The following is a 21906-nucleotide window of genomic DNA, read 5'->3' on the forward strand; positions in this document are numbered from 1 at the left end:
GGCATTCCCTTGACTGCAACCTCCGCCCGGATCGCCCGGATCACCGCGGTCGACACCTTCGACGTCCGCTTCCCCACCTCGCGGGAACTGGACGGCTCCGACGCGATGAACCCGGACCCCGACTACTCCGCCGCCTACGTGGTGCTGCGCACGGACGCCGGCGACGGTCTGGAAGGCCACGGCTTCACGTTCACCATCGGACGCGGCAACGACGTCCAGGTCGCCGCGATCGGGGCTCTGCGCCCCCATATCGTGGGCCGTTCCGTCCAGGAACTGTGCGCCGACCCGGGCTCGCTCAGCCGGGACCTGATCGGCGACAGCCAACTGCGCTGGCTCGGCCCCGAGAAGGGCGTGATGCACATGGCGATCGGCGCCGTCGTCAACGCCGTATGGGACCTCGCGGCCAAGCGGGAGGGCAAGCCGCTGTGGCAGCTGCTCGCCCATGCCTCGCCCGAGTGGCTGGTCTCCCAGGTCGACTTCCGCTACATCGCCGACGCCCTCACCCCCGAGGAGGCCCTCACCCTGCTGCGCGAGGGCCGGGCGGGGCTCGCGCAGCGCGAGGCGATCCTGCTGGAGCGCGGCTACCCCGGCTACACCACCTCACCCGGCTGGCTCGGGTACTCCGACGACAAGCTCACCCGGCTGGCCAAGCAGGCCGTCGCCGACGGTTTCACCCAGATCAAGCTCAAGGTCGGCGCCGACCTGGCCGACGACGTCCGACGACTGCGCACCGCCCGCAAGGCCGTCGGCGACGGCATCCGCATCGCCATCGACGCCAACCAGCGGTGGAACGTCGGCGAGGCGATCGAGTGGACCAAGGCGCTCGCCGACTTCGACCCGTACTGGATCGAGGAGCCCACCAGCCCCGACGACATCCTCGGACACGCGACCGTACGCCGGGCGGTGGCGCCGGTGAAGGTCGCCACCGGTGAGCACGTGCAGAACCGCATCGTCTTCAAGCAGCTTCTCCAGGCCGGCGCCATCGACGTCCTGCAGATCGACGCGGCCCGGGTCGGCGGGGTGAACGAGAACATCGCGATCCTGCTGCTCGCCGCCAAGTTCGGGGTGCCGGTGTGCCCGCACGCCGGCGGAGTGGGGCTGTGCGAGCTGGTGCAGCACCTGTCGATGTTCGACTACCTGGCCCTGTCCGGCACGACCGAGAACCGCGTCATCGAGTTCGTCGACCACCTCCACGAGCACTTCACCGCGCCCGTGGTGATCCGCGACGGCCACTACACCGCGCCGCTCGCCCCCGGCTTCTCCGCCACGATGCGCGAGGAGTCCATCGCCGAATACCGCTACCCGGACGGAACCTTCTGGGTAACCGACCGCGCAGGGCAGGAGGACGCGGCATGACCGACCTGTCAGGATTGAGGGCCGTCGTCACCGGAGGCGCCTCCGGCATCGGGCTCGCCACGGCCCGCGCGCTGGCCGCACAGGGCGCGGCGGTCGCCGTGCTCGACCTCGAACCCACCGGTGTGCCACGGCCGTTGCTCGGTATCAGGGCCGATGTGAGCGACGACGCCTCGGTACGCGCCGCCGTGGAGGCCGCGGCCACAGGGCTGGGCGGCATCGACATCCTCGTCAACAACGCCGGCATCGGCGCCATCGGCACCGTCGAGGACAACCCCGACGAGCAGTGGCACCGCGTCCTGGACGTCAACGTCGTCGGCATGGTCCGCACCACCCGCGCCGCCCTGCCTCATCTGCGGCGCTCGGCGCACGCGGCGGTCGTCAACACCTGCTCGATCGGCGCCACCGCGGGCCTCCCGCAGCGCGCCCTGTACTGCGCCAGCAAGGGCGCCGTCCTGTCGCTGACCCTCGCCATGGCCGCCGACCACGTCCGCGAGGGCATCCGCGTCAACTGCGTCAACCCCGGCACCGCCGACACCCCCTGGGTGACACGGCTGCTGGACGCCGCCGACGACCCGGCAGCGGAGCGAGCCGCGCTCAACGCCCGCCAGCCCATGGGCCGTCTCGTCACCGCCGACGAGGTCGCCGCCGCCATCATCTACCTCGCCAGTCCCGGCGCGGCGTCCGTCACCGGCACCGCGCTCGCGGTCGACGGCGGCATGCAGGGACTGCGGCTGCGCCCGGCGGCCCCGTCATGAGAACCACCACGCTGGGCGGCAGCACGGTCGGGGTCACACAACTCGCGCTCGGCTGCGCGGGCCTGGGCAACCTCTACCAGCCCGTCACCGACGAGGCCGCCCTCGCCACCGTGGAGGCGGCCTGGGACGCCGGAATCCGCACCTTCGACACCGCACCCCACTACGGGCTCGGCCTGTCCGAGCGACGGCTCGGCGCCGCGCTGCGCGGCCGCCCACGGGACACATACACCGTCTCCACCAAGGTCGGCCGGCTCCTCGTACCGAACCATGACGACGGCCATGGCGACGACCTCGCGAACGGCTTCGCCGTCTGCGCAACGCACCGCCGCGTCTGGGACTTCAGCGCCGACGGAGTGCTGCGCTCGCTGGAGGCGAGCCTGGACCGCCTCGGCCTCGACCGGATCGACATGGCCCTGCTGCACGACCCGGACGACCACGCCGAACAGGCCCTCACCGAGGCCTACCCGGCGTTGGAGCGGCTGCGCGCGGAGGGCGTGGTCGGGGCGATCGGCATCGGCATGAACCAGTCGGCGCTGCCCGCCCGCTTCCTGCGCGAGACCGACATCGACGTGGTGCTGCTGGCCGGCCGCTACACCCTCCTGGACCAGGACGGCCTCGGCGAAGTGCTGCCCGAGGCCACCGCCCGCGGCCGGAGCGTCGTCCTCGGCGGCGTCTTCAACTCCGGGCTGCTCACCGCCCCGCGCCCCGGCGCCACATACGACTACGCCCCGGCGCCCCGGCCGGTGCTCGACCGCGCGCTGCGGCTGCTGGAGGTGACCGAACGCCACGGAGTGCCGCTGCGCGCCGCCGCCCTGCGCTTCCCCTTCGGGCATCCCGCGGTCGCGAGCGTCCTGACCGGGGCGCGTACCCCCGAAGAGGTACGCGACACCGTGGAGCAACTCCACCGCCCGATGCCGGATGCGCTGTGGGACGAGCTGCGCGCCGAAGGGCTGCTGGCCCACGGCACCCCCGTACCCGTAGCCACGCTGTCGAAGGAGCCGTCATGAGGATCGCGGGTGGCCGGGGCACGGCTGCCGGCCTGGTCGGCCACCCTCGAATCCTGGCGCGCCACCGGGGTGGGCGTCAGTCAGCCGACCGGGCTGAACGTCCACAGCAGGTTGGTGCTCTGCACCCACGTCCACTGCTTGGTCACGGCCCCTTCGGCGACCATTCCGCCGCCGTCGAGGACCAGTCCCGTGCTGCGATTGGCGACCGAGTACTGGCCCTGTCCCCGGTGGGTGATCTGCCACTGCTGGGTGTTACTGCCGTCCCAGGCCTTCTGCCGGGCCGGGTCGCCGTTACTGGTGGAGCCCCAGCCGTCGACGACCATGCCGTTGGTGCGGTTGACGAGTCTGTAGTACCCGTTGCCGAGTTCGATCGCCTGCCACTGGAGATTGGCGTGGACTATCGCCTCCCACTGCTTCAGATTCGAGCCGCCGGCGACATTGCCTCCGCTGTCCAGCACCAAGTGGTTCGTGACGTTGGCCAGGCGGAAGTACTTGTCGGGCCTGAACGTCACCTTCAGTGAGGCGATGACGTCGTTGTTGCCGGTCACCCGAAGGTCGGCGGTGTTCGAGGTGAACGTCCAGGCGGTACCGGTGAAGTTGTCGCCGGAGTAGCCCGTCACCTGGTAGCCGTCGGGCACCAGGATGGAGGAGGCCATGGCGGGACCCAGGCCGGCGGCGGTCAGCTGGGAGGACGTGTAGCTGCCCAAGGGCAGAACGGCGCGGGCGCCTTCATGGTTGACGTTCGCGCTCACCGTCGCGGAAACGCTTACGGGCATGCCCTGGACCTCGACGCACACCACGGAGTCGTTGGCGTTGGGCGCGGTGGCCGGCACGGTGACGTTGATCTGGTCGGTGACGGTGTACGGGAGCGAGACCGAGGGGTTGTTCAGCAGATAGACGCGGCTGATCGTGTTGTCGATCGCCGGGATGCGCAGCTGGCCGTTCGTGGGCCAGGTGAAGACGTGGGCGAAGAGCTTGCCGTTCTTCTTGGTGAGCTTCCCCCAGGAGGGTTCGGTGGCGAACGGGCTGCCGCTGGTCCCGTGGATGCTGTCGCTGTGCGTGGACATCCACGAGGCCAGGCCGTTGAGGACGGTCTGGGAACCGGAGGTGACCGAGCCATCGCCCTTGGGGCCGATGTTCAACAGGAGGTTGCCGTCCCGGGAGACCACCGTGACGAGTTCTTGGACGATGTCCTTCACGGATCGGTAGGAGTTCTCACTCCCCGCGTTGTAACCCCAGGCGCCGTTCATGGTCGCGCACCGCTCCCACGGCCGGCTCATCGGCGCGGACGGTATCCCGAACTCCGCGACCGCGTAGTCGCCGAGGCCGTGGTCCCGCTTGACCCGTTCGTTGACGATGAGGCCGGGCTTGCGGGCGATCAGCCAGTTGTAGAGGTCGACGCCGTCCGATTCCAGCCACCAGTCTTCCAGGGTGGGGCTGGAAGGCTCGCCGAACCAGTCGCCGTCGAACCACAGCAGCGCCGGGTCGTAGCGGTCCAGCAGTTCCTGGAGCTGCGCCTTCAGGTCGGCTATGTAGGCGGTGCGGGCGGCCTGCGAGGACATCGTGGTGAGACCGCTTTGGTGACGGTCGGTCTGGGACGGGTGGTTCCAGTCGAGTATCGAGTAGTACAGGCAGAACTTGATCCCGCGGCTCTCGCACTCCCTCTTGAGGTCCATGAGCGGGTCGGTCTGGACGCCGCCGAAGTCGTGCAGGTTGTACTGCCTCGTGCCGGTGGTGTCGGTGAAGCCCGCGACGTTGGAGTCCCACATCGCGAAGCCCTCGTGATGCTTGGAGGTGATCACGAGGTACTTCATGCCGGCGTTCTTGGCCAGTTCGGCGATGGTGGCGGCGTTGAACTGGGTCGGGTTGAAGTTCTTGGTGACCTGGCTCTGGTAGTTCGCCTTGCTCCACTGCTGGCTGTCGAACGCCCACTCACCCTGGCCGAGCTGCGAATAGGACCCGAAGTGGATGAACATCCCGAACCTGGCCTGGTACCACCAGTCCATCTTCGAGGGGACGGTGTACGCCTCGGCGGTGGAGGGCCACAGGACCTGCGGCAGCCCGAAGGCCGCCACTGAGCCGGCAAGGGCGGCGGCCTTCATCAGAGAGCGCCTGCTGAGGGAGGCAGAGGACATGGTGCGGCTCCATGTGTCGGGGGTGGAGGCATGACAGGGCGCCAGGAAGGGAACGCAGGCATGGCAGCCGGCGCTCCGCGTCGCCCCACAGAAGACATCGGATGGATTTATAGGAGAACACCGATGCCGACGTCTATAGCTGGGACGAGATTGCCTCAAACTCAGCAATCAAGCAGGGAGTTCCTGGGGGATGCACCAAGCCTGAAAGATCACCCACTCATCGACTGAGCGCCACACATCGGATCTATACGTGGTGTACTGGCCCCAGAACCACTGCATGCCGTCGCGGCGCAGGAAGTAGCCCTCGGCGAACTGGCGGTACGAGGGAGTGTCGAAGGCCGCGTCGGTGACCGGGTAGCGGGCCTCGGGCGACAGGCCGCACTCGGGGAAGACGACGGCGGCTCGGGCGCCGACGGCCGGTTCGCTCACCAGCCGGTCGTGGGTGGGCGCGTTGCCGAAGACCCAGCGGGCGCCATGGATGTGGATGATCACCGGCAGCGGCCCCTCGGCGTCGGCCGGCCGGACGACGCGGGCCCGGACCGATCCGGTGGGGCCGCCCTCGGACATGGGTTCGTTGGGCGATGACCGGACGGATCCCGCGCTGCAGGTTGTCCCACTGGATGCCGGTGTGCAGCACGAGCAGAATCCCGCGCACGGCCTGCCGGTCAGGTATCCGCGGCCTGCCCTCGACCAGCTTCGGACCTGGCTTGGACAGCAACGGCTCGATCAGCGACCGCAGTTCGTCCGAGACGACCCACGGAAGCGACTGCCTCTTTCCCACGACAAGGCCAACGAGCAACCAGACCGACAGCCATATGGTCAACAGCTTCTGTCAGGACCGCTAGGACAGCGCGATGCCGAGTCGCTCCCCGAGGTCATGGGCGCTGACGCCGTACGTCTCGCGGATCCGAATGCCCTCGGGGCCGACGTCGAAGACGCCGTGGTCCGTGTAGACGCGGCTGACGCAGCCGACGCCGGTGAGCGGGTAGGTGCACCGCGGTACGAGCTTGGGCTCGCCGGAGCGGGTGAAGAGGGTCATCATCACGTAGACGTCCTTGGCACCGATGGCGAGGTCCATGGCGCCGCCGACGGCGGGGATGTCGTCGGGCTTGCCGGTGTGCCAGTTGGCGAGGTCACCGTCGAAGGCGACCTGGTAGGCGCCGAGGACGCAGACGTCGAGGTGCCCGCCGCGCATCATGGCGAAGGAGTCGGCGTGGTGGAAGTACGCCGCCCCGGGCAGCTCGGTCACCGGGACCTTGCCGGCGTTGGTCAGGTCGGGGTCGATCGCGTCGCCCTCGGCCTTCGGGCCCATGTTGAGCATGCCGTTCTCGGTGTGCAGCACCACCCCGGAGTCGGCCGGCAGATGGTCGGCGATCTTGGTGGGCTGCCCGATGCCGAGGTTGACGAAGGAGCCGGCCGGGATGTCGCGTGCGATCACGGCGGCCAGTTCGTCCATCGAGAGACGATGGTCGGTAGGCGTGGTGGTCATCGTGCCCCCTGCACGGTGTAGTGACGGGCCGTCACCTGGACGACCCGGTCGACGTAGATGGACGGGGTGACGACGGCCTCGGGGTCGAGCTTCCCGGGCTCGACCACCCGGTCGACCTGGACGACGGTCGTCGTCGCGGCCGTGGCCATGACCGGTCCGAAGTTGCGCGCCGTCTTGCGGTAGACGAGGTTGCCCAGCGTGTCCGCGGTATGCGCGGCGATCAGCGCGTAGTCGCCCTTGATGGGGTACTCCAGCAGGTACCTACGGCCGTCGATCACCCGCTCCTCCTTGCCCTCGGCCAGCGGTGTGCCGACCGCTGTCGGGCAGTAGAACGCGCCGATGCCGGCACCGGCCGCACGCATCCGCTCGGCGAGGTTGCCCTGCGGCACCACCTCCAGGTCGATCTTCCCCGCGCGGTAGAGGTCGTCGAAGACCCAGGAGTCGGCCTGGCGCGGGAAGGAGCACAGCACCTTGCGCACCCGGCCGGCGGCCAGCAGCGCGGCCAGTCCGACATCGCCGTTGCCGGCGTTGTTGGACACGATCGTGAGATCCTTGGCCCCCTGCCGGATGAGCGCGTCGATCAGGTCGAACGGCATCCCGGCCAGGCCGAAGCCGCCGACGAGGACGGTGGACCCGTCCTCGATCCCGGCGACCGCCGCGTCGGCGTTCTCGAGTATCTCCGCCCGGCTCATCGGGCCGCCTCCGTGCTGTCGCAGTTCTCCAGTACGACGGCCAGGCCCTGGCCGACCCCGATGCAGATCGCGGCGACACCGTAACGCTGTCTCGTCTCGCGCAGCACCTTGGCCAGCGTGGCGAGGACACGTCCGCCCGAGGCGCCCAGCGGGTGCCCGATCGCGATGGCGCCGCCCTTCCGGTTGACGATGGCGGGGTCGACCTTCCACGCGTCGAGGCAGACCAGCGACTGCACGGCGAAGGCCTCGTTGAGTTCGACCGCGCCCACCTGGTCCCAGCCGATCCCGGCCCGGGCCAGCGCACGGTTCGCGGCCTCGACCGGGGCATAGCCGAAGGCCTGCGGCTCGAGCGCCATCACGCCGCGGCCGGCGATCCGGGCGATCGGGTCGGCCCCGATCGTGGCCGCGGCCTTCTCACTGCCCAACAGCACCGCGGAGGCGCCGTCGTTGAGCGGACTGGCGTTGCCCGCGGTGATGGTGCCGCCCTGCTCCGGTGTGCGGAAGACCGGCTTGAGGCCGGCCAGCACCTCCGGTGTGGATCCGGCCCGGATGCCCTCGTCGCGAGTCAGGTCGACGCCGTCCACCGGCGCCACCAGGTCGTCGTAGAAGCCCGACTCCCAGGCGGCGTGGGCGAGTTGGTGGGAGCGGGCGGCGAACTCGTCCTGCCGCTCGCGGGAGATCCCGAAGCGCTCCCGGAGCTGCTCGTTGGCCTCGCCGAGGCTGACCGTCCACTCCTTGGGCATCCGCGGGTTGACCAGCCGCCAGCCGAGCGTGGTGGAGACCGCGGTGACATCGCCGACCGGGAACGGCTTCGCCGACTTCGGCAGCACCCACGGCGCGCGCGTCATCGACTCCACGCCACCGGTCAGCACCACCTCGGCATCACCGGACTCGATGGTCCGGCTGGCCGTCATCGCCGCGTCGAGGCTCGATCCGCACAGCCGGTTGACCGTGGTGCCGGGCACGCTCACCGGGAGGCCGGCGAGCAGCGCCGCCATACGGCCGACGTTGCGGTTCTCCTCGCCTGCGCCGTTGGCGTTACCCCACACCACGTCGCCGATCGCGGCGGGGTCCAGGCCAGACGCTTTCGCGAGCGTCGAGGTGATCGCGGCGGCGGCGAGGTCGTCCGGGCGGACGCCGGCCAGCGCACCGTTGAAGCGGCCGAACGGCGTCCGGGTCGCGGCGTAGATGAAAGCACTCATGGCACAGACGCTAATACCGGGCCGCGATATCCTGAAGTACGCATATCCGAGCTGATTGATATGGACGACGTATGGATCTGCGCCACCTGCGGTACTTCGTGGCGGTGGCCGAGGAACGCCACTTCGGCCGGGCCGCCGAGCGGCTCCACATGGCCCAGCCCCCGCTCTCCCAGCAGATCCGCCAGCTCGAGGCCGAGCTCGGCGTCGAGCTGCTCCACCGCACCACGCGCCGGGTCGACCTGACCGAGGCCGGCCGGGCCTACCTGGAGCGGGCGCGAGCGATCCTCTCCGACGTCGACGAGGCCGCCCAGCACGCACGCCTCGTCGCCGGCGGCTCGGTGGGCCACCTCGCGATCGGGTGTGTGGGCTCGGCGACGTACAGCCTCCTGCCCGCACTCTCGCGCCGGCTCACGGAGGAGCTTCCCGGCGTCGACTTCTCCTTCCGCGGCGAGATGCTCGCACCCGACCAGGTCGAGGCGCTGCGCGCCGGCGCGATCGACGTCGCGCTGCTGCGCCCGCCGGCGGCCGATCTCTCCCTGACCGTGCACACCCTGCGCCGGGACCGGCTCGTCGTCGCCGTCCCGGCCGACCACCCTCTGGCCCGCCGCAGACGGTTGCGGGTCACCGACCTCGCCGGCGCCGACCTGATCGTGCACTCCGCCGACCGCCGGTCGGTGATGTACGACGTCGTCCTGGGGCTCCTGCGCGACGCGGGCGTCGAGCCGCACATCCGCCACGAGGTCGGCGAGACCTCGACGCTGGTCACGCTCGTGGCCGGCGGCCTCGGCGTCGCGGTCGTGCCCGAACCCGTGACCGCGTTGACGCTCGACGGCGTCGCCTACCTACCGCTGATCGGCGCCCAGGCACGCGTGGAACTGGCCGTCGCCCATCGCGCCGACCGCTCCGAGCCTCACCTGGCACGCACCGTAGCGATCATCCGGGCAGCGTTCTGAGTCATCCACCGGCAGAGGGCCGACAATGATCGCCATGAGATCCGCCGGCTCATCGAGAACTGGGCGCTGTGGCGCGACGCCGGGGACTGGGACCGCTTCGCCACGGTCTGGCACCCGCGCGACGGCTGGATGAACGCCACCTGGTTCCAGGGCAGCGCCCCCGACTTCATCGAGGCCAATCGTGAGGGCTTCGAGAACGGCGTCAGCATCCTCCACTTCCTGGGCGGCCACACCGCGGACATCGTCGGGGACCGGGCCGTCGCCCAGACCAAGATGACCATCAACCAGCGTGCGAGCATCGACGACGTGGAGGTCGACGTCGTCGACCCGGCCGCCTCGCTGACGTTGGACCCCGAACTCCTGAACCGGTTCCCGGCCGGCTACCGGCACTTGGCCTACCTTCAGACCCGGGCAGGATTCACGGTGAAGGACGGACTTCCCGGCCTCATCGGCACAGCGGTCGAGCAGCTCTACTGGGAAGGCAGGCAATGGCTGACGGAAGCCTGATGAGATTCACCCACGAGACCCTTCCCCAGCGGGTGGTCTTCGCAGCCGGCGGATCGCCCGCCGCCGTGGCGGCGGAGGTCGAGGCGCTCGGCGGCACCAAGGTCATGCTGATCGCGTCGGACCGCGAGAAGGACCTGGCCGGCCCGATCGCCGACGCGATCCCGGTCGTGGTGCTTCATGAGGAGGTCGTGATGCACGTGCCGGTCGAGGTCGCGCGGCGAGCCCGTCAGGCGGCGGCCGGCGCGGGCGCGGACGTCCTGGTCAGCGTCGGCGGGGGCTCGACCACGGGTCTGGCCAAGGCGGTGGCGATGACCACCGGGCTGCCGATCGTCGCGGTACCCACCACGTACGCCGGCTCCGAGGCTACCAATGTGTGGGGCCTGACCGAGGGCGAGACCAAGACCACCGGTGTGGACAACAAGGTGCTGCCCGCCTCGGTCGTCTACGACGCCGCTCTGCTGACCACGCTGCCCGGCGAGATGACCGTGGCCAGCGGCCTGAACGCGCTGGCGCACTGCGTGGACTCGATGTGGGGGCCACGTACCGACCCGATCGACCGGGCGCTGGCGCAGGAGGGAATCCGCGCACTGGCGACCGGCCTGCCGACGGTGGCCGACGACTCGACCAGCGTCGAGGGCATCGAGCAGACGCTGTACGGCGCCTACCTCGCCGCCGTCGCGTTCGCCTCGGCCGGTTCCGGGATGCATCACAAGATCTGCCACGTCCTCGGCGGCATGTTCAACCTCCCGCACGCACAGACCCACGCGGTCGTGCTGCCCTACGTGCTGGCCTTCAACGCCCCCCACGCCCCCGAGGCGGAGGCGCGTATCGCCGACGCCTTCGGCACCCCGACGGCGAGCGCCGGCCTGGCCGCCCTGCTCCGGGCGCTGGACGCGCCGCGTGCACTGCGCGACTACGGCATGCCCGAGGACGGCATCGCCAAGGCGCTGGCGCCGATCATGAAGGCGATCCCGGCCGACAACCCCACTCCCGTCACCGACGCGAACCTGACGCTGCTGCTGGAGGCGGCGTGGGCCGGCGACCCGATCAACTGAAGGAGGCTGTCATGGCTACCTACGTCAACCCCGGCTCGGCCCAGGCGGGCGCCCACGGCACGATCCACCGCGAGGTGTCGCCGGAACAGCAGGCAGTCGAGCAGCGGCTCCTCGACAACGTCATCGCCTCCTTCCACGCCTGCGAGGACCCGCGGCTGCGGGAGCTCATGGTCTGTCTGGTCAAGCATCTGCACTCCTTCATCCGCGAGGTCCGGCTGACCGAGGAGGAGTGGGGGACGGCGATCGACTTCCTCACCAGGGCCGGCCACATCACCGACGACGTCCGGCAGGAGTTCATCCTGCTGTCCGACACCCTCGGCGCAAGCATGCAGACCATCAACGTCAACAACCAGGCCTACCAGGGCGCCACCGAGGCGACCGTCTTCGGTCCGTTCTTCGTCGAGGACGCCCCACGGATCGAACTCGGTCAGGACATGGCCTTCGGCGCCCCCGGCGAGCCCTGCTGGGTCGAGGGCACCGTCACCGACACCGAGGGCAACCCGCTCGCCGACGCGCGGATCGAGGTCTGGGAGGCCGACGAGGACGGTCTCTACGACGTGCAGTACGACGCCGGCAAGCGCGCCGCACGGGCGCACCTCTTCTCCGCGGCCGATGGCGGCTACCGCTTCTGGGGCCTCACCCCGACGCCGTACCCCATTCCCGACGACGGACCCGTCGGCAAGATGCTCGACGCGGTCGGCCGCTCACCGCTGCGCGCCGCCCACCTGCACTTCATGGTGTCCCATGAGGGGGCGCGCACGCTGGTCACTCACATCTTCCCCGAGGGCGACCCGATCGGCCGCAAGGACACCGTCTTCGGTGTGAAGGACTCACTGATCAAGCGGTTCGAGCGGCAGCCCGCCGGCACGCCGACGCCCGACGGACGCGCCATCGACGGCACGTGGAGCCGAGTGCGCTTCGACATCGTCCTCGCCCCCGCGGGCGTATGACCGTCCCTGCCACCGCGGCCGAGGAGGTAGCGGGCGTGGCCCGGGTCGCGTCGAACAGCGTGCGAGGTCCTCGCTGTGAGGGCGTCCCGGGCACTGGCGCCGGATCCCGTCGCTCCGAAGGGGGCTCGTGCAGGTCGGCCGGCGCGCCGCGGAAACCGGCCGACGGTTCTTCAGCGACAAGGTCGACATCCCGGACGAGGGCGCGATCCACGCAGCATGTACCGAGGTACGCGAGCGCGGCTGCTCCATCGACCGCGAGGAGACCGTGACCGGTATCGCCGGCTTCGCCTTCGCCTTGCGATACGACGTGCCCGCCGCCGACGCCGTCAGTTGCTCGGTCCCGGTGGCCCGGCTGACCCCGGACCACGAGGTCCGCATCGTCTCCGTGATGCGGGAGATACGAGCGAAGATCGAGACTCATGTACCGCCGGCGCTCACGCGCGGATCGCGCGCTCGCGCCGGCGGCGGTGTGGTTCAGCCCTCCGCGCGGACGGGAAGCCGCCATCCCGGGCGCGGGAAGTGGCAGGTGTAGCCCTCGGGGTAACGCTCCAGGTAGTCCTGGTGCTCGGGCTCGGCCTCCCAGAAGGGCCCCACCGGCTCTACCTCGGTGACGACCTTGCCCGGCCACAGACCGGAGGCGTCCACATCCGCGATGGTGTCCTCGGCGATCCGCTTCTGCTCGTCATCGACGTAGTAGATCGCCGAGCGGTAGCTGAGGCCGATGTCGTTGCCCTGGCGGTTCCTGGTGCTCGGGTCGTGGATCTGGAAGAAGAACTCCAAGATCGTGCGGAAGTCGGTCTTCTGGGGGTCGAAGAGGATCTCGATGGCCTCCGCGTGGGTGCCGTGGTTACGGTACGTCGCGTTCGCCACGTCACCCCCGGTGTATCCGACCCGGGTCGCCGTCACGCCCGGGAGGCGGCGGATCAAGTCCTGCATCCCCCAGAAGCATCCGCCCGCAAGCACGGCTCGCTGCGTCTGCGCTGCCATGTCGGCTCCTTCTCAGTCCGTCGCCTCGGCCCTCTGCGATGCTCGCTCGCACACCGTCGGCGTCTCTGCCTTTGTGGCTACAACAGCACATGAGAGGCCTCAACAATTCCGCGCCCCCGCCCGGGGTCCACGGTGGGGCGGTCGGCTACTGCTCGCCCAGACCGGTGGCGCGTTGATCCACCTCGACGTGGGAGCGCCCGGCGCCGGTGAAGCGTGTGGGCCGGAAGGCCCCAAGGAGGTCCTGCTCCTGACCGGTTGCGATCTCGGTCGCGACGAGGCGGCCCAGAATCGGCGCCAGGGTGACCCCGCTGTGCGAGACGAGGCAGTAGACGCGGGACTGCGCGCAGGCGTAGCCGGCGATGGTGTGGCCGTCCGCGGGCAGTGACCGCAGGCCGACCCGCAGGTCGATCCTCGGCGCCCGGCTCGGGCCGGGCAGCAGGGCGCGGAACCGTCGGGCGAGGGTGCGCGCCAGGTCGCCGTCCGCGGGCGGGGGGTCGTCGGGATCGACGTCGGCGTTCAGATCGAGAGCCTGCAGGACGGTACGCCCTCCGCCCGCGGGGCGAAGATTGAGTCCGGGGCTGTGGATCACACAACGCAGGCCGACTTCCGGCGACGTGGCGTACCCGAGCAGACCGACGGTAGGTGCCCCGCGCCCGGTGCCCGTCACCATGGGGACGTCGATCCCGGCCCGCGCGGCGAGGCGTTCTGTCCAGCGGCCTGCCGCCAGGACGACCCGGTCGGCCCTGCGCACCTCGCCTCCCGCCAGGGTGACGGACACTCCATCAAGCCTGTCGTCGATGGCCACGGCCTCGCCGATCTCGCACGTCGCTCCGTGCCGCTCGGCGTCGGCCAGTAAGTGGTCGACGAAGAGCTCCGGCAGAACGTATCCCTCGCTGGGGAAGTGCGCGATGGCCGTGATGGTCGCCGGGATCCGCAGGTCGCCCGCGATCCGCGTCGCTTCGGCGCGCGTGACCCAGTGGACGGGGTAGTCCAGCGTCCGCAGGCGTTCCACGTTGTCGGCGAGCCACCGCTCGCTTGCGGCGTCCGCCCACTGCAGCGCCCCGCTGGGGAAGTACGACCGCGCGCCGCGCAGTTGCCCGGCCAGCCTGGCGTGCTCCTCCATCCCTGCGAGGTTCAGCCGGTGGTAGTCCGGGTCGGGCTTCCGGCTGGAGTTGGTCCACGCGAAGGTGGTCGCGGTCGTACCGGTGCCGGCTCCAGACCGATCGACCAGGAGAACGTCTTCGCCGGCGAGGGCGAGTTGCCTCGCCACGCTCACGCCCAGCACGCCGGCACCGATGATGATGACCTTCATGGTGTGCACACATCCTTTCTCTCAGCGGTAGCAGCAGCAGCGGCCACGCCGTTCACATGGCCGGGACGGGTAGCTCCAGGAAGAACTCGGCGGTTCCCGGACGGACGACGGTCGTGACCACCTCGACGGTGCTTTTGTCGTCGGCCCGCAACTCCCTGCGCCTCATCAGCGCCGGTGTTCCGACCTCGCTGTGCAGCAGGGCGGCGTCGTGCTCATCGAGGCTCACCGGGTCGAGGTAGACCCGGATCGCGTCGATCGGCACTCCCCTGCGCTGGAGATACGGCAGGGTGACGACGTCTTCGAGGTTCTCGTTCAGCAGGTCGGGGGCGACCGCGAAGAGAACGACGTGCCGCTCGACGGACTGCGGCTCCTCGCGTACGTCCAGCTTGCGCCGGACCAGTTCCACCACGGCCGTGTCGGCCGGGGCGCCGGGAAGCGTCAGGACGGCGTCGGCAGCCCTGACGATCCGCGCGGAAACGACTTCGTGTCTGCCCGGTACGCCCTTCGCCGCAGTTGCGGGGGTGACGAAGTTGAGCAGATTGATCTGCCGCCGCACGTCCGCGACGAACGTTCCATGGCGCCGGCGGCGGATCGCCAGTCCCGCCTCGGCCAGGTCGTTGAGGACCCGTTGGGCAGTGGCACGGCTGACGCCGTACTGGGTGGAGAGATCCTTCTCGGTCGGCAGCCGCGCACCGGGAGGCAGACCCCCGGCCCGGATCTTCGCTTCGATCTCTCGCCTGATCTGTACGTAAAGCGGCACGGTCACGATTCGACCGTACATTCGGCCAATTGACCGGTCAATAGCCTCGACAGGCCGACCGAAAGCGGTCACAACATGCTGGAAATATCACAAAGAGGGACAATTGACCTGATCCTGGGCACGCGTGACCGGTGTCCTCCGCTGACCATGAAAAGGCAGATCGGACCATGTCGAAGAAACCACGTTCGTCCGAGCCACCGCACGGAAAGGGACCCGGTCGTCACCAGGGCGCCGGACAGCACGGCTGGTCGCCCGATGTGGACGAGACGCGCCAGCAGGACAACCCGAGCGCCGGCCGTTCCTTCCGTGCTGAGCAGGCCGGCGAAAGAGGCCGGGGGCGGACCAAGTCACCGCAGGAGACGAAGTCCGTGCCGGGGGACACGGCCAAGAGTGGCGCGGCACGCGGCGAGAGGTACGGCGACGCGGACGAGAAGGGCAGGCGGGACACCGGACGCAGAGGCCGCTCCCAGCGCCCCAGCGGCACCAAGGACGCTTCCGCCACGACCGGTGTGGACCCGCAGGACTCGTAGGGGCCGTACGGCCCGGGTCAGCAGATCCGCGGCAGTTGCTCCCCGATCGGCAGGTCGACCACCCGCGTTCCCCCCAGGCCGGTGCGAGCCACCACCATGCCGGGATGCGCCTCGACGGCCTCACCGATGATCACGGAGTCCGCGCCCAGAGGATGGGCGCGCATCGCCGCCAGGACGGCGTCGGCGTGCTCGCGCGGGACGAAGGCGACCAGTTTGCCCTCGTTGGCGATGTACATGGGGTCCAGCCCGAGAATGGCGCACGCGTTGGCCACGGCCGGCGGAACGGGGACGTCGCGTTCCCGGATGAGCACCCCTGTGCCGGAGGCCTGTGCGATCTCGTTGAGCGCGGCGGCCAGGCCGCCCCGGGTGGGATCACGCAGTACGTGCAGATCCGGGGTGACGGCGAGCATGGCGTCCACCAGGCCGCCCAGCGCCGCGCAGTCGCTCTTGATCTCCACTCCGAATTCCAGGCCCTCGCGCACGCTCATGACCGCCACACCGTGGACGCCGATGGCGCCGCTGACGATCACCACATCGCCGGGGACGACCCGCTGAGGGCGCAGATCGACGCCCGCCGGGACGAGACCGATGCCCGCCGTGTTGATGAAGATCCCGTCGCCGTGGCCGGCCTCCACCACCTTGGTGTCGCCGGTGGCCACCTCCACGCCGGCGGTGCGCGCGGCCGCGCCCAGCGCCTGGGACACTCGCGTGACCATGTCCAGCTCGACGCCCTCCTCCAGGATGAATCCGCAGGAGAGGTAGGCGGCGCGGGCGCCGCTCATGGCGAGGTCGTTGACGGTGCCGTTGACCGCCAGGTCACCGATGCTGCCGCCGGGGAAGAACAGCGGGCGGACCACATAGGAGTCGGTGGAGAACGCCAGCCGTGCGCCGGCCAGGGAGAGGACGGCGGCATCGCCGAGCTGGGCGAGCACCTCGCCGCCGAAGGCGGGCGCGAAGATCTGCTGCACCAGTTCGGCGGAGAGGACTCCCCCGCCGCCGTGGCCCATGACGACCCGGGGCCGGTCGCGCAGGGGCGCCGGGCAGGTCCACCCCTCGACGTCGAGGGCGGGGAGATCGGTGGTGTCAGACAACGGGGCTCGCCTCCCGGACCGTCGTGGTGGTGGGCATGTCCAGCCGCCGGTAGAGGTAGTACGCCGCGCAGGCGCCCTCGCTGGAGACCATCGTGGCCCCCAGGGGCGTGCGCGGGGTGCACAGGGTGCCGAAGGCCTCGCACTCGTGCGGCCTGAGCAGCCCCTGCAGGACCTCTCCGCTGCGGCACTCGGCCGGTTCGGCGGTCCGGATCCCGCCGACCGGGAAGCGGTGCTCGGCGTCGTGGTCGCGGTACTTCGGCGCCAGCCGCCAGCCGCTGTCGGGGATCACCCCGATGCCGCGCCAGGCACGGTCGGTGACCTCGAAGACGTCCTCCAGCATGGCCCGGGCGGCCGGGTTGCCCTCCGGTCGGACGGCACGGGCGTAGGCGTTGTCGACGGTGTGTTCACCACGTTCCAGCTGGCGGACGGCCCGGCGCACGCCTTCGAGGATGTCCAGCGGCTCGAAACCCGTCACGACGATCGGCACCCGGAAGCGCTCCGCCAGCTGCGGGTACTCCCCCACGCCCATCACACTGCAGACATGGCCGGCCGCGAGGAAACCCTGCACCCGGCAGCTCGGCGAGGACATGATCGCCTCGATGGCCGGCGGGACCCTGACATGGGACACCAGCATGCTGAAGTTCGGGATGCCCAGCCTGCGGGCCTGATGGACCGTCATGGCGTTGGGGGGCGCCGTCGTCTCGAAGCCGATGCCGAAGAACACCACCTCGCGGTCCGGGTTCTGCTGTGCGATCCGCAGGGCGTCGAGCGGCGAGTAGACGACGCGTACGTCGCCGCCTTCCCCGCGGACCTGGAACAGGTCGCGTCCGGTGCCCGGCACGCGCAGCATGTCGCCGAAGGAGCAGAAGATCACCTCCGGTCGGGAGGCGATCTCCAGTGCCTTGTCGATGACCTCCAGCGGGGTGACGCACACGGGGCAGCCGGGACCGTGGATCAACTCGACCTGGTCCGGCAGGAGTTGGTCGATGCCATGGCGGATGATGCTGTGCGTCTGTCCGCCGCACACCTCCATCAGGGCCCACGGCCTGGTCACCGTGGCGTGGATGTCGTCGAGGAGCCGACGGGCCAGCTCCGGGTCCTGGAACTCGTCGATGTACTTCACTACTTGCGCACCTCTTCCACCGGGTCCAATCCGGCCTCCGTCGCCGCCATCTCCCAGGCGTCGCCGAACTCCTCCTGCAACATGCCGAGTTCGGCGAAGAGTTCGAGGGTCTGCCGTGCCGACTCCTCGTCAAGCCGTTGCAGGGCGAACCCGACGTGGACGATGGCGTACTCGCCGACCTGGAGGTCGGGCAGATACTCCAGGCACACCTCCTTGACCACGCCGCCGAAGTCGACGGTGGCCATCCGGGTGCCGTCCCGCTCCTCGATGTCCAGCACTCTGCCGGGTACCGCCAGGCACATGAGCCTCTCCTCGCTGTCGGTCGCGCGTTCGCTCAGTCGGTGGGGGTGGAAGTGGTCCGGGCGGCCACCATCAGCTGGCCCAGCGCCAGGCCGCCGTCGCCCGGCGGCACCAGTCGGTGCCGCAGGACCGTGAAGCCGTCGTCGCGCAGGGTGGCCGCACAGGCCGAGGACAGCAGGGTGTTCGCGAACACGCCGCCCGTGAGGGCGACCGTGTCCAGTCCGTGCCGCTCTCGCGCCCGCACGCAGACCCGGTGCACCAGTCCGTTCACGCCCCGGTGGAAGCGGGCCGCGACGACGTCCGGCCCGGCGCCCGCGCGCAGGTCGCCGACGATCGCCGCCAGGACGGGCGCCGGATCGGCCCGTACGACACCGCCCCCGTTCTCCTGCGACGCGTGGAGGGCGAAGGCGTACGCCGTGGTGTCCTCGGCGGGCGCGTGCAGAGCCGCGCCCTCCAGCTCGACGGCGGCCTGCGCCTCGTATCCGGCGCGGTGGCACACCCCGGCGAGAGAGGACACCGCGTCGAAGAGTCGGCCCATGCTGGACGTGCCGACACAGTTCAGGCCCCGCTCCAACTGCCGTGCCAGGAAGCGGAGTTCGTCGGGCGGGCAGGCGGTCGTACAGGCGAGGTCGTCGGACCAGTCGATGCCGGCGGCCCGCAGATGCGCCAGGGCCATGCGGTACGGCCGGCGCACCGCGGCGTCGCCACCGGGCAGTGGCACGTACGCGAGGTGCCCGAAGCGGGTGAAGCGGTCGTAGTCCGCGAGCAGGAACTCCCCGCCCCACACGGCGCCGTCGTCGCCGTGGCCGGTGCCGTCGAAGGCGACGCCGATCACCGTCCGGGTGCCGTCGAGGCCGTGCTCGGCCATCGCGGCTGCGATGTGCGCGTGATGGTGCTGGACGCGCGCGACGGGACGGCCGGCCGCGTTCCGGTCGGCCCAGTGGCCGGAGCGGTAGCCGGGATGCCGGTCGCGGACCAGGGCCTCGGGCCGCACCCCCGTGATGGACTCCAGCTGCGCCGCCGCCCGTTCGAAGGCCCGCTGCGTGCCGACGTCGTCCATGTCACCGATGTGCGCCGACAGCCAGGCTCGTCGGCCCGCCCCCAGACAGAAGGCGTTCTTCAGGTCTCCGCCGACGGCGAGGGCCGGCCGCACGGGCAGCGGGAGGGAGACCGGCAACGGGGCGTAGCCACGCGAGCGACGGATCACCAGCGGCTCCCCGTCGCAGACGCGGGCCACGGAGTCGTCGCACGGCACATGGATCGGCCGGTCGTGGGTGAGCCAGGCGTCGGCCAGGTGCGCGAGCCGCTCCAGCGCCTCGGTGTCGTCGGTGACGATCGGCTCACCGGACACGTTGCCGCTGGTCATGACGAGCAGCCGGGGGCCGTCCGGGTCGCCGGGCAGGCCGAGCAGCAGCTGGTGCAGGGGCGTGTACGGCAGCATCACGCCGAGATCGGGACTGCCGGGCGCGACAGACCGGGCGGGCCGGGGGTCCCCGGAGGCGTACGACGGATGCCGCCGCCTTCTCAGGAGGACGACCGGCCTGGCCCGGTCTTCGAGCAGGCGCTGCTCCTCGGGGCTTACCCGGACGAGGTGGCGGACGTCGTCCACGGTCCCGGCCATCACGGCGAACGGCTTGTCGCCGCGCGCCTTCCGGCGGCGCAGGAGGCCGACGGCCGCCTGGTTCGTGGCGTCGCAGGCCAGGTGGTAGCCGCCCAGGCCCTTCACGGCGAGGATCGCGCCCCGCGCGAGCAGGGCGCGGGCCTCGGTGACCGGGTCCGCCCCGTCGGCACTTCTGACCCCTGTCTCCTCGGTGACGAGCAGCCGCAGGCGCGGCCCGCAGTCCGGGCAGGCGACCGGCTGCGCGTGGAAGCGGCGGTCGGCGGGATCGGCGTACTCCCGGGCGCAGTCGGGACACATCGCGAAGCCGGCCATGGTGGTGCCGGCCCGGTCGTACGGCACGCCGGTGACGATCGTGAAGCGGGGGCCGCAGTGGGTGCAGTTGACGAACGGGTGGCGGTATCGCCGGTCGGCCGGGTCGGCCAGCTCGGCGAGGCAGTCGGCGCAGGTGGCGCAGTCCGGGGAGACCAGGGTGCGGGCCGGGCCGTCGGTGCGGGAGGCGAGGATGGTGAACGCGGTGCCGCCGACGGGAGGCATCTCCTGGTGGTCGACGGAGTCGACGCGGGCCAGTGGGGGCGCCTGGGCGGCGATCCGGTCGCAGAACAGGGCGACGGCCGCGGGGGTGCCCTCGATCTCCACGACGACGCCGTCGGGCGTGTTGGTCACGTGCCCGGTCAGGGCGAGTCCGGTGGCGAGACCGTACAGGTAGGGCCTGAAGCCCACGCCCTGCACCACTCCTCGAACGGTGACCCGGCGGCGCAGCGGAGTGTTCTCGGCGACGGCCGCCGGGGCCTGCGGAGCGCTCACGAGTGCGTGTGGGCCATGGCGTCGGTGACCTCCGGGTGCGCGTGGGTGTGACCGTGGTGCTGGGGCGGCCGGGCCATGACCGGCGAGTGGACGGGGGCGCCGTCGGCGGCTGCCAGCGCCCGGTCGAGCAGCGCGCCGACTCCCTGCCCCCGGCGTGCCGAGGTCAGCACCACCTCCACTCCGGGGTTGACCTGCTCCACGTTCGCGCGGAACGCGTCCTCGTCGAACTCGACGGCTTCGGCGATGTCGGTCTTGGTGACCACGACCAGGTGGGCGAGACCGAAGGCGGTGGGGTACTTGAGCGGCTTGTCCTCGCCCTCCGTCACGGAGGCGAGGGTGACCCTCAGCGTCTCCCCCAGGTCGTAGGAGGCCGGGCAGACCAGGTTGCCGACGTTCTCCACGAACAGCAGCCGGGTGTCGTCGGGCAGCCATCCCTCCAGGTGCGCGGCGAGCATCCCTGCCTCCAGGTGGCACAGTCCGTCGGTGAGCACCTGCTTGACCGGGACACCCGAACGCGCCAGGCGTGCCGCGTCGTTCTCGGTGGCGAGATCGGCGCTCAGCGCCGCCACGGGGACGGCCCGCTCGCGTGCCCGCAGCAGCTCGCGCTCCAGCAGCGCGGTCTTGCCGCTGCCCGGACTGGACAGCAGGTTGACGACCGCGGTGCCCCGGGCAGCGAGGCGAGCGCGCAGTCCGTGGGCGCTCACGTCGTTCTTCGCGAGTACGGCCTGCCGCAGGTCGACGACACGGCACATGGTTCAGCGCTCCTCGGAGATCGGTTCGCGGGTGGGCCGGTGCGGCGGGCCGCCGTCCTCCCAGTGCACGTCGAGGATCTGCAGTTCCCGGCCCGCGAGCAGGTCGGTACGCGTCCCGCCGCACCCGGGGCAGGTCAGCCGGGGCGGCATGCCGACGACCCATTCGTGCGCACAGGGCGTGCACCGGGCCCGCCCCGGCACCGCCTCGGTGACCAGTTCGGCGCCCTCCAGCAGGGTTCCGGCGCAGGCCAGTTCGAAGCAGAAGGCGAGTGCATCGGGTACGACGCCGGCCAGTTCGCCGACCTGGAGCCGTACCGAGCGCACCGCCGTGACACCGCCGGCCCGGGTGGCGGCCTCTGCCACCTGGTCGACGACGGCCAGCGCGACGGACATCTCGTGCACGGGCTCCACCGTCCCTCCACAGGCGGCCTTCGGTCGGCCTTCGGTCGGCCTTCATTAGAGGCGTGCGGACCCGGGCCGCGGGGCCCGGCACGCCGTCACCGGCGAGCGAGGTACGCCGTTCGA

Annotated in this window: 21 protein-coding genes and 3 pseudogenes; 9 read left to right on the forward strand and 15 right to left on the reverse strand. The window is 70.8% G+C overall.

From position 1 onward, the window contains the following. Positions 1-9 precede the first annotated feature (9 nt). From B5557_RS03980 to B5557_RS03990, 3 genes are read left to right on the forward strand one after another with little or no spacing between them, the layout of a single operon-like run. Complete coding sequence (locus B5557_RS03980) at positions 10-1356, forward strand: L-fuconate dehydratase (protein ID WP_079657798.1); 1347 nt, start codon at positions 10-12, stop codon at positions 1354-1356. Continuing rightward, entirely contained in the window at positions 1353-2111 is a 759-nt protein-coding gene (locus B5557_RS03985) for an SDR family NAD(P)-dependent oxidoreductase (protein WP_079657799.1), read from the forward strand. The genes B5557_RS03980 and B5557_RS03985 overlap by 4 nt, the downstream gene beginning before the upstream one ends. Further along, positions 2108-3118: an aldo/keto reductase gene (locus B5557_RS03990; protein ID WP_079657800.1), complete on the forward strand. Its 1011-nt coding sequence runs from the start codon at positions 2108-2110 to the stop codon at positions 3116-3118. The genes B5557_RS03985 and B5557_RS03990 overlap by 4 nt, the downstream gene beginning before the upstream one ends. 80 nt (positions 3119-3198) lie before the next feature. On the opposite strand, the gene B5557_RS03995 is transcribed toward B5557_RS03990, so the two are convergent. The 6 genes and pseudogenes from B5557_RS03995 to B5557_RS04020 form a co-directional block, all read right to left on the reverse strand. Further along, positions 3199-5253 carry an alpha-L-fucosidase gene (locus B5557_RS03995; protein ID WP_079657801.1) on the reverse strand — a complete coding sequence of 685 codons (2055 nt, stop codon included), beginning with the start codon at positions 5251-5253 and terminating at the stop codon, positions 3199-3201. Positions 5254-5502: 249 nt separating this feature from the next. Beyond that, positions 5503-5814, reverse strand: a pseudogene (locus B5557_RS04000) (alpha/beta hydrolase); the annotation flags it as partial. A gap of 91 nt (positions 5815-5905) precedes the next feature. Then, a pseudogene (locus tag B5557_RS46105) lies at positions 5906-6034 on the reverse strand (hypothetical protein); the annotation flags it as partial. Between the two features lie 60 nt (positions 6035-6094). Further along, complete coding sequence (locus tag B5557_RS04010) at positions 6095-6742, reverse strand: 3-oxoacid CoA-transferase subunit B (RefSeq protein WP_079657802.1); 648 nt, start codon at positions 6740-6742, stop codon at positions 6095-6097. Then, on the reverse strand, positions 6739-7434 hold the full coding sequence (locus B5557_RS04015; RefSeq protein ID WP_079657803.1) for a 3-oxoacid CoA-transferase subunit A: 696 nt from the start codon (positions 7432-7434) through the stop codon (positions 6739-6741). Before B5557_RS04015 ends, B5557_RS04010 begins: the two co-directional genes overlap by 4 nt. After that, a complete protein-coding gene (locus B5557_RS04020; protein WP_079657804.1) occupies positions 7431-8636 on the reverse strand; it encodes a thiolase family protein in 1206 nt (401 codons plus the stop codon). The genes B5557_RS04015 and B5557_RS04020 overlap by 4 nt, the downstream gene beginning before the upstream one ends. Before the next feature lie 71 nt (positions 8637-8707). Between B5557_RS04020 and B5557_RS04025 the strand changes: the two genes are divergently transcribed. The 5 genes and pseudogenes from B5557_RS04025 to B5557_RS44770 all read left to right on the forward strand — a co-directional run. After that, positions 8708-9589 (forward strand): LysR substrate-binding domain-containing protein, encoded by an 882-nt coding sequence (locus tag B5557_RS04025; protein ID WP_079657805.1) that lies wholly within the window; start codon positions 8708-8710, stop codon positions 9587-9589. Positions 9590-9592: 3 nt separating this feature from the next. Continuing rightward, a complete protein-coding gene (locus tag B5557_RS04030; protein WP_079657806.1) occupies positions 9593-10096 on the forward strand; it encodes a nuclear transport factor 2 family protein in 504 nt (167 codons plus the stop codon). After that, complete coding sequence (locus B5557_RS04035; RefSeq protein WP_079657807.1) at positions 10096-11151, forward strand: maleylacetate reductase; 1056 nt, start codon at positions 10096-10098, stop codon at positions 11149-11151. Before B5557_RS04030 ends, B5557_RS04035 begins: the two co-directional genes overlap by 1 nt. An 11-nt stretch (positions 11152-11162) precedes the next feature. Further along, positions 11163-12101: a dioxygenase family protein gene (locus B5557_RS04040; RefSeq protein WP_173877637.1), complete on the forward strand. Its 939-nt coding sequence runs from the start codon at positions 11163-11165 to the stop codon at positions 12099-12101. Positions 12102-12303: 202 nt separating this feature from the next. Continuing rightward, positions 12304-12633 (forward strand): annotated as a pseudogene (locus tag B5557_RS44770) (IclR family transcriptional regulator domain-containing protein); the annotation flags it as partial. Here the strand turns inward: B5557_RS44770 and msrA are convergent. The 3 genes from msrA to B5557_RS04060 all read right to left on the reverse strand — a co-directional run bounded on the left by msrA (position 12576) and on the right by B5557_RS04060 (position 15166). Continuing rightward, positions 12576-13088 carry a peptide-methionine (S)-S-oxide reductase MsrA gene (gene msrA, locus B5557_RS04050; protein WP_079657809.1) on the reverse strand — a complete coding sequence of 171 codons (513 nt, stop codon included), beginning with the start codon at positions 13086-13088 and terminating at the stop codon, positions 12576-12578. The pseudogene B5557_RS44770 and the gene msrA overlap by 58 nt on opposite strands. 145 nt (positions 13089-13233) lie before the next feature. Next, positions 13234-14400 (reverse strand): NAD(P)/FAD-dependent oxidoreductase, encoded by a 1167-nt coding sequence (locus B5557_RS04055; RefSeq protein WP_079657810.1) that lies wholly within the window; start codon positions 14398-14400, stop codon positions 13234-13236. A 52-nt stretch (positions 14401-14452) separates the two neighbouring features. Continuing rightward, complete coding sequence (locus B5557_RS04060) at positions 14453-15166, reverse strand: GntR family transcriptional regulator (RefSeq protein WP_231976248.1); 714 nt, start codon at positions 15164-15166, stop codon at positions 14453-14455. Positions 15167-15327: 161 nt separating this feature from the next. On the opposite strand from B5557_RS04060, the gene B5557_RS04065 reads away from it, so the two are divergent. Next, positions 15328-15690 carry a hypothetical protein gene (locus B5557_RS04065; RefSeq protein ID WP_079657811.1) on the forward strand — a complete coding sequence of 121 codons (363 nt, stop codon included), beginning with the start codon at positions 15328-15330 and terminating at the stop codon, positions 15688-15690. A 17-nt stretch (positions 15691-15707) separates the two neighbouring features. Here the strand turns inward: B5557_RS04065 and hypE are convergent, their stop codons facing one another. Genes hypE through B5557_RS04095 form a run of 6 tightly spaced genes read right to left on the reverse strand, consistent with a single transcriptional unit; the run spans position 15708 to position 21783 of the window. Continuing rightward, positions 15708-16781: a hydrogenase expression/formation protein HypE gene (gene hypE / locus B5557_RS04070; protein WP_079657812.1), complete on the reverse strand. Its 1074-nt coding sequence runs from the start codon at positions 16779-16781 to the stop codon at positions 15708-15710. Then, positions 16774-17904, reverse strand: coding sequence for a hydrogenase formation protein HypD (gene hypD / locus B5557_RS04075; RefSeq protein WP_079657813.1), 1131 nt, complete (start codon positions 17902-17904; stop codon positions 16774-16776). The genes hypE and hypD overlap by 8 nt, the downstream gene beginning before the upstream one ends. Beyond that, the gene (locus tag B5557_RS04080; protein WP_079657814.1) at positions 17904-18206 is read right to left on the reverse strand and encodes a HypC/HybG/HupF family hydrogenase formation chaperone; all 303 of its coding nucleotides are present in this window, start codon (positions 18204-18206) and stop codon (positions 17904-17906) included. The genes hypD and B5557_RS04080 overlap by 1 nt, the downstream gene beginning before the upstream one ends. Positions 18207-18238: 32 nt before the next feature. Further along, positions 18239-20629, reverse strand: a complete 2391-nt coding sequence (hypF, locus tag B5557_RS04085) for a carbamoyltransferase HypF (RefSeq protein ID WP_079657815.1) — start codon at positions 20627-20629, stop codon at positions 18239-18241. Further along, entirely contained in the window at positions 20626-21381 is a 756-nt protein-coding gene (gene hypB, locus B5557_RS04090) for a hydrogenase nickel incorporation protein HypB (protein WP_079657816.1), read from the reverse strand. The genes hypF and hypB overlap by 4 nt, the downstream gene beginning before the upstream one ends. 3 nt (positions 21382-21384) lie before the next feature. Beyond that, a complete protein-coding gene (locus B5557_RS04095; protein ID WP_079664579.1) occupies positions 21385-21783 on the reverse strand; it encodes a hydrogenase maturation nickel metallochaperone HypA/HybF in 399 nt (132 codons plus the stop codon). Positions 21784-21906: the final 123 nt, after the last annotated feature.

The organism is Streptomyces sp. 3214.6 (genome assembly GCF_900129855.1).
Taxonomy (GTDB): Bacteria; Actinomycetota; Actinomycetes; order Streptomycetales; family Streptomycetaceae; genus Streptomyces; species Streptomyces soliscabiei.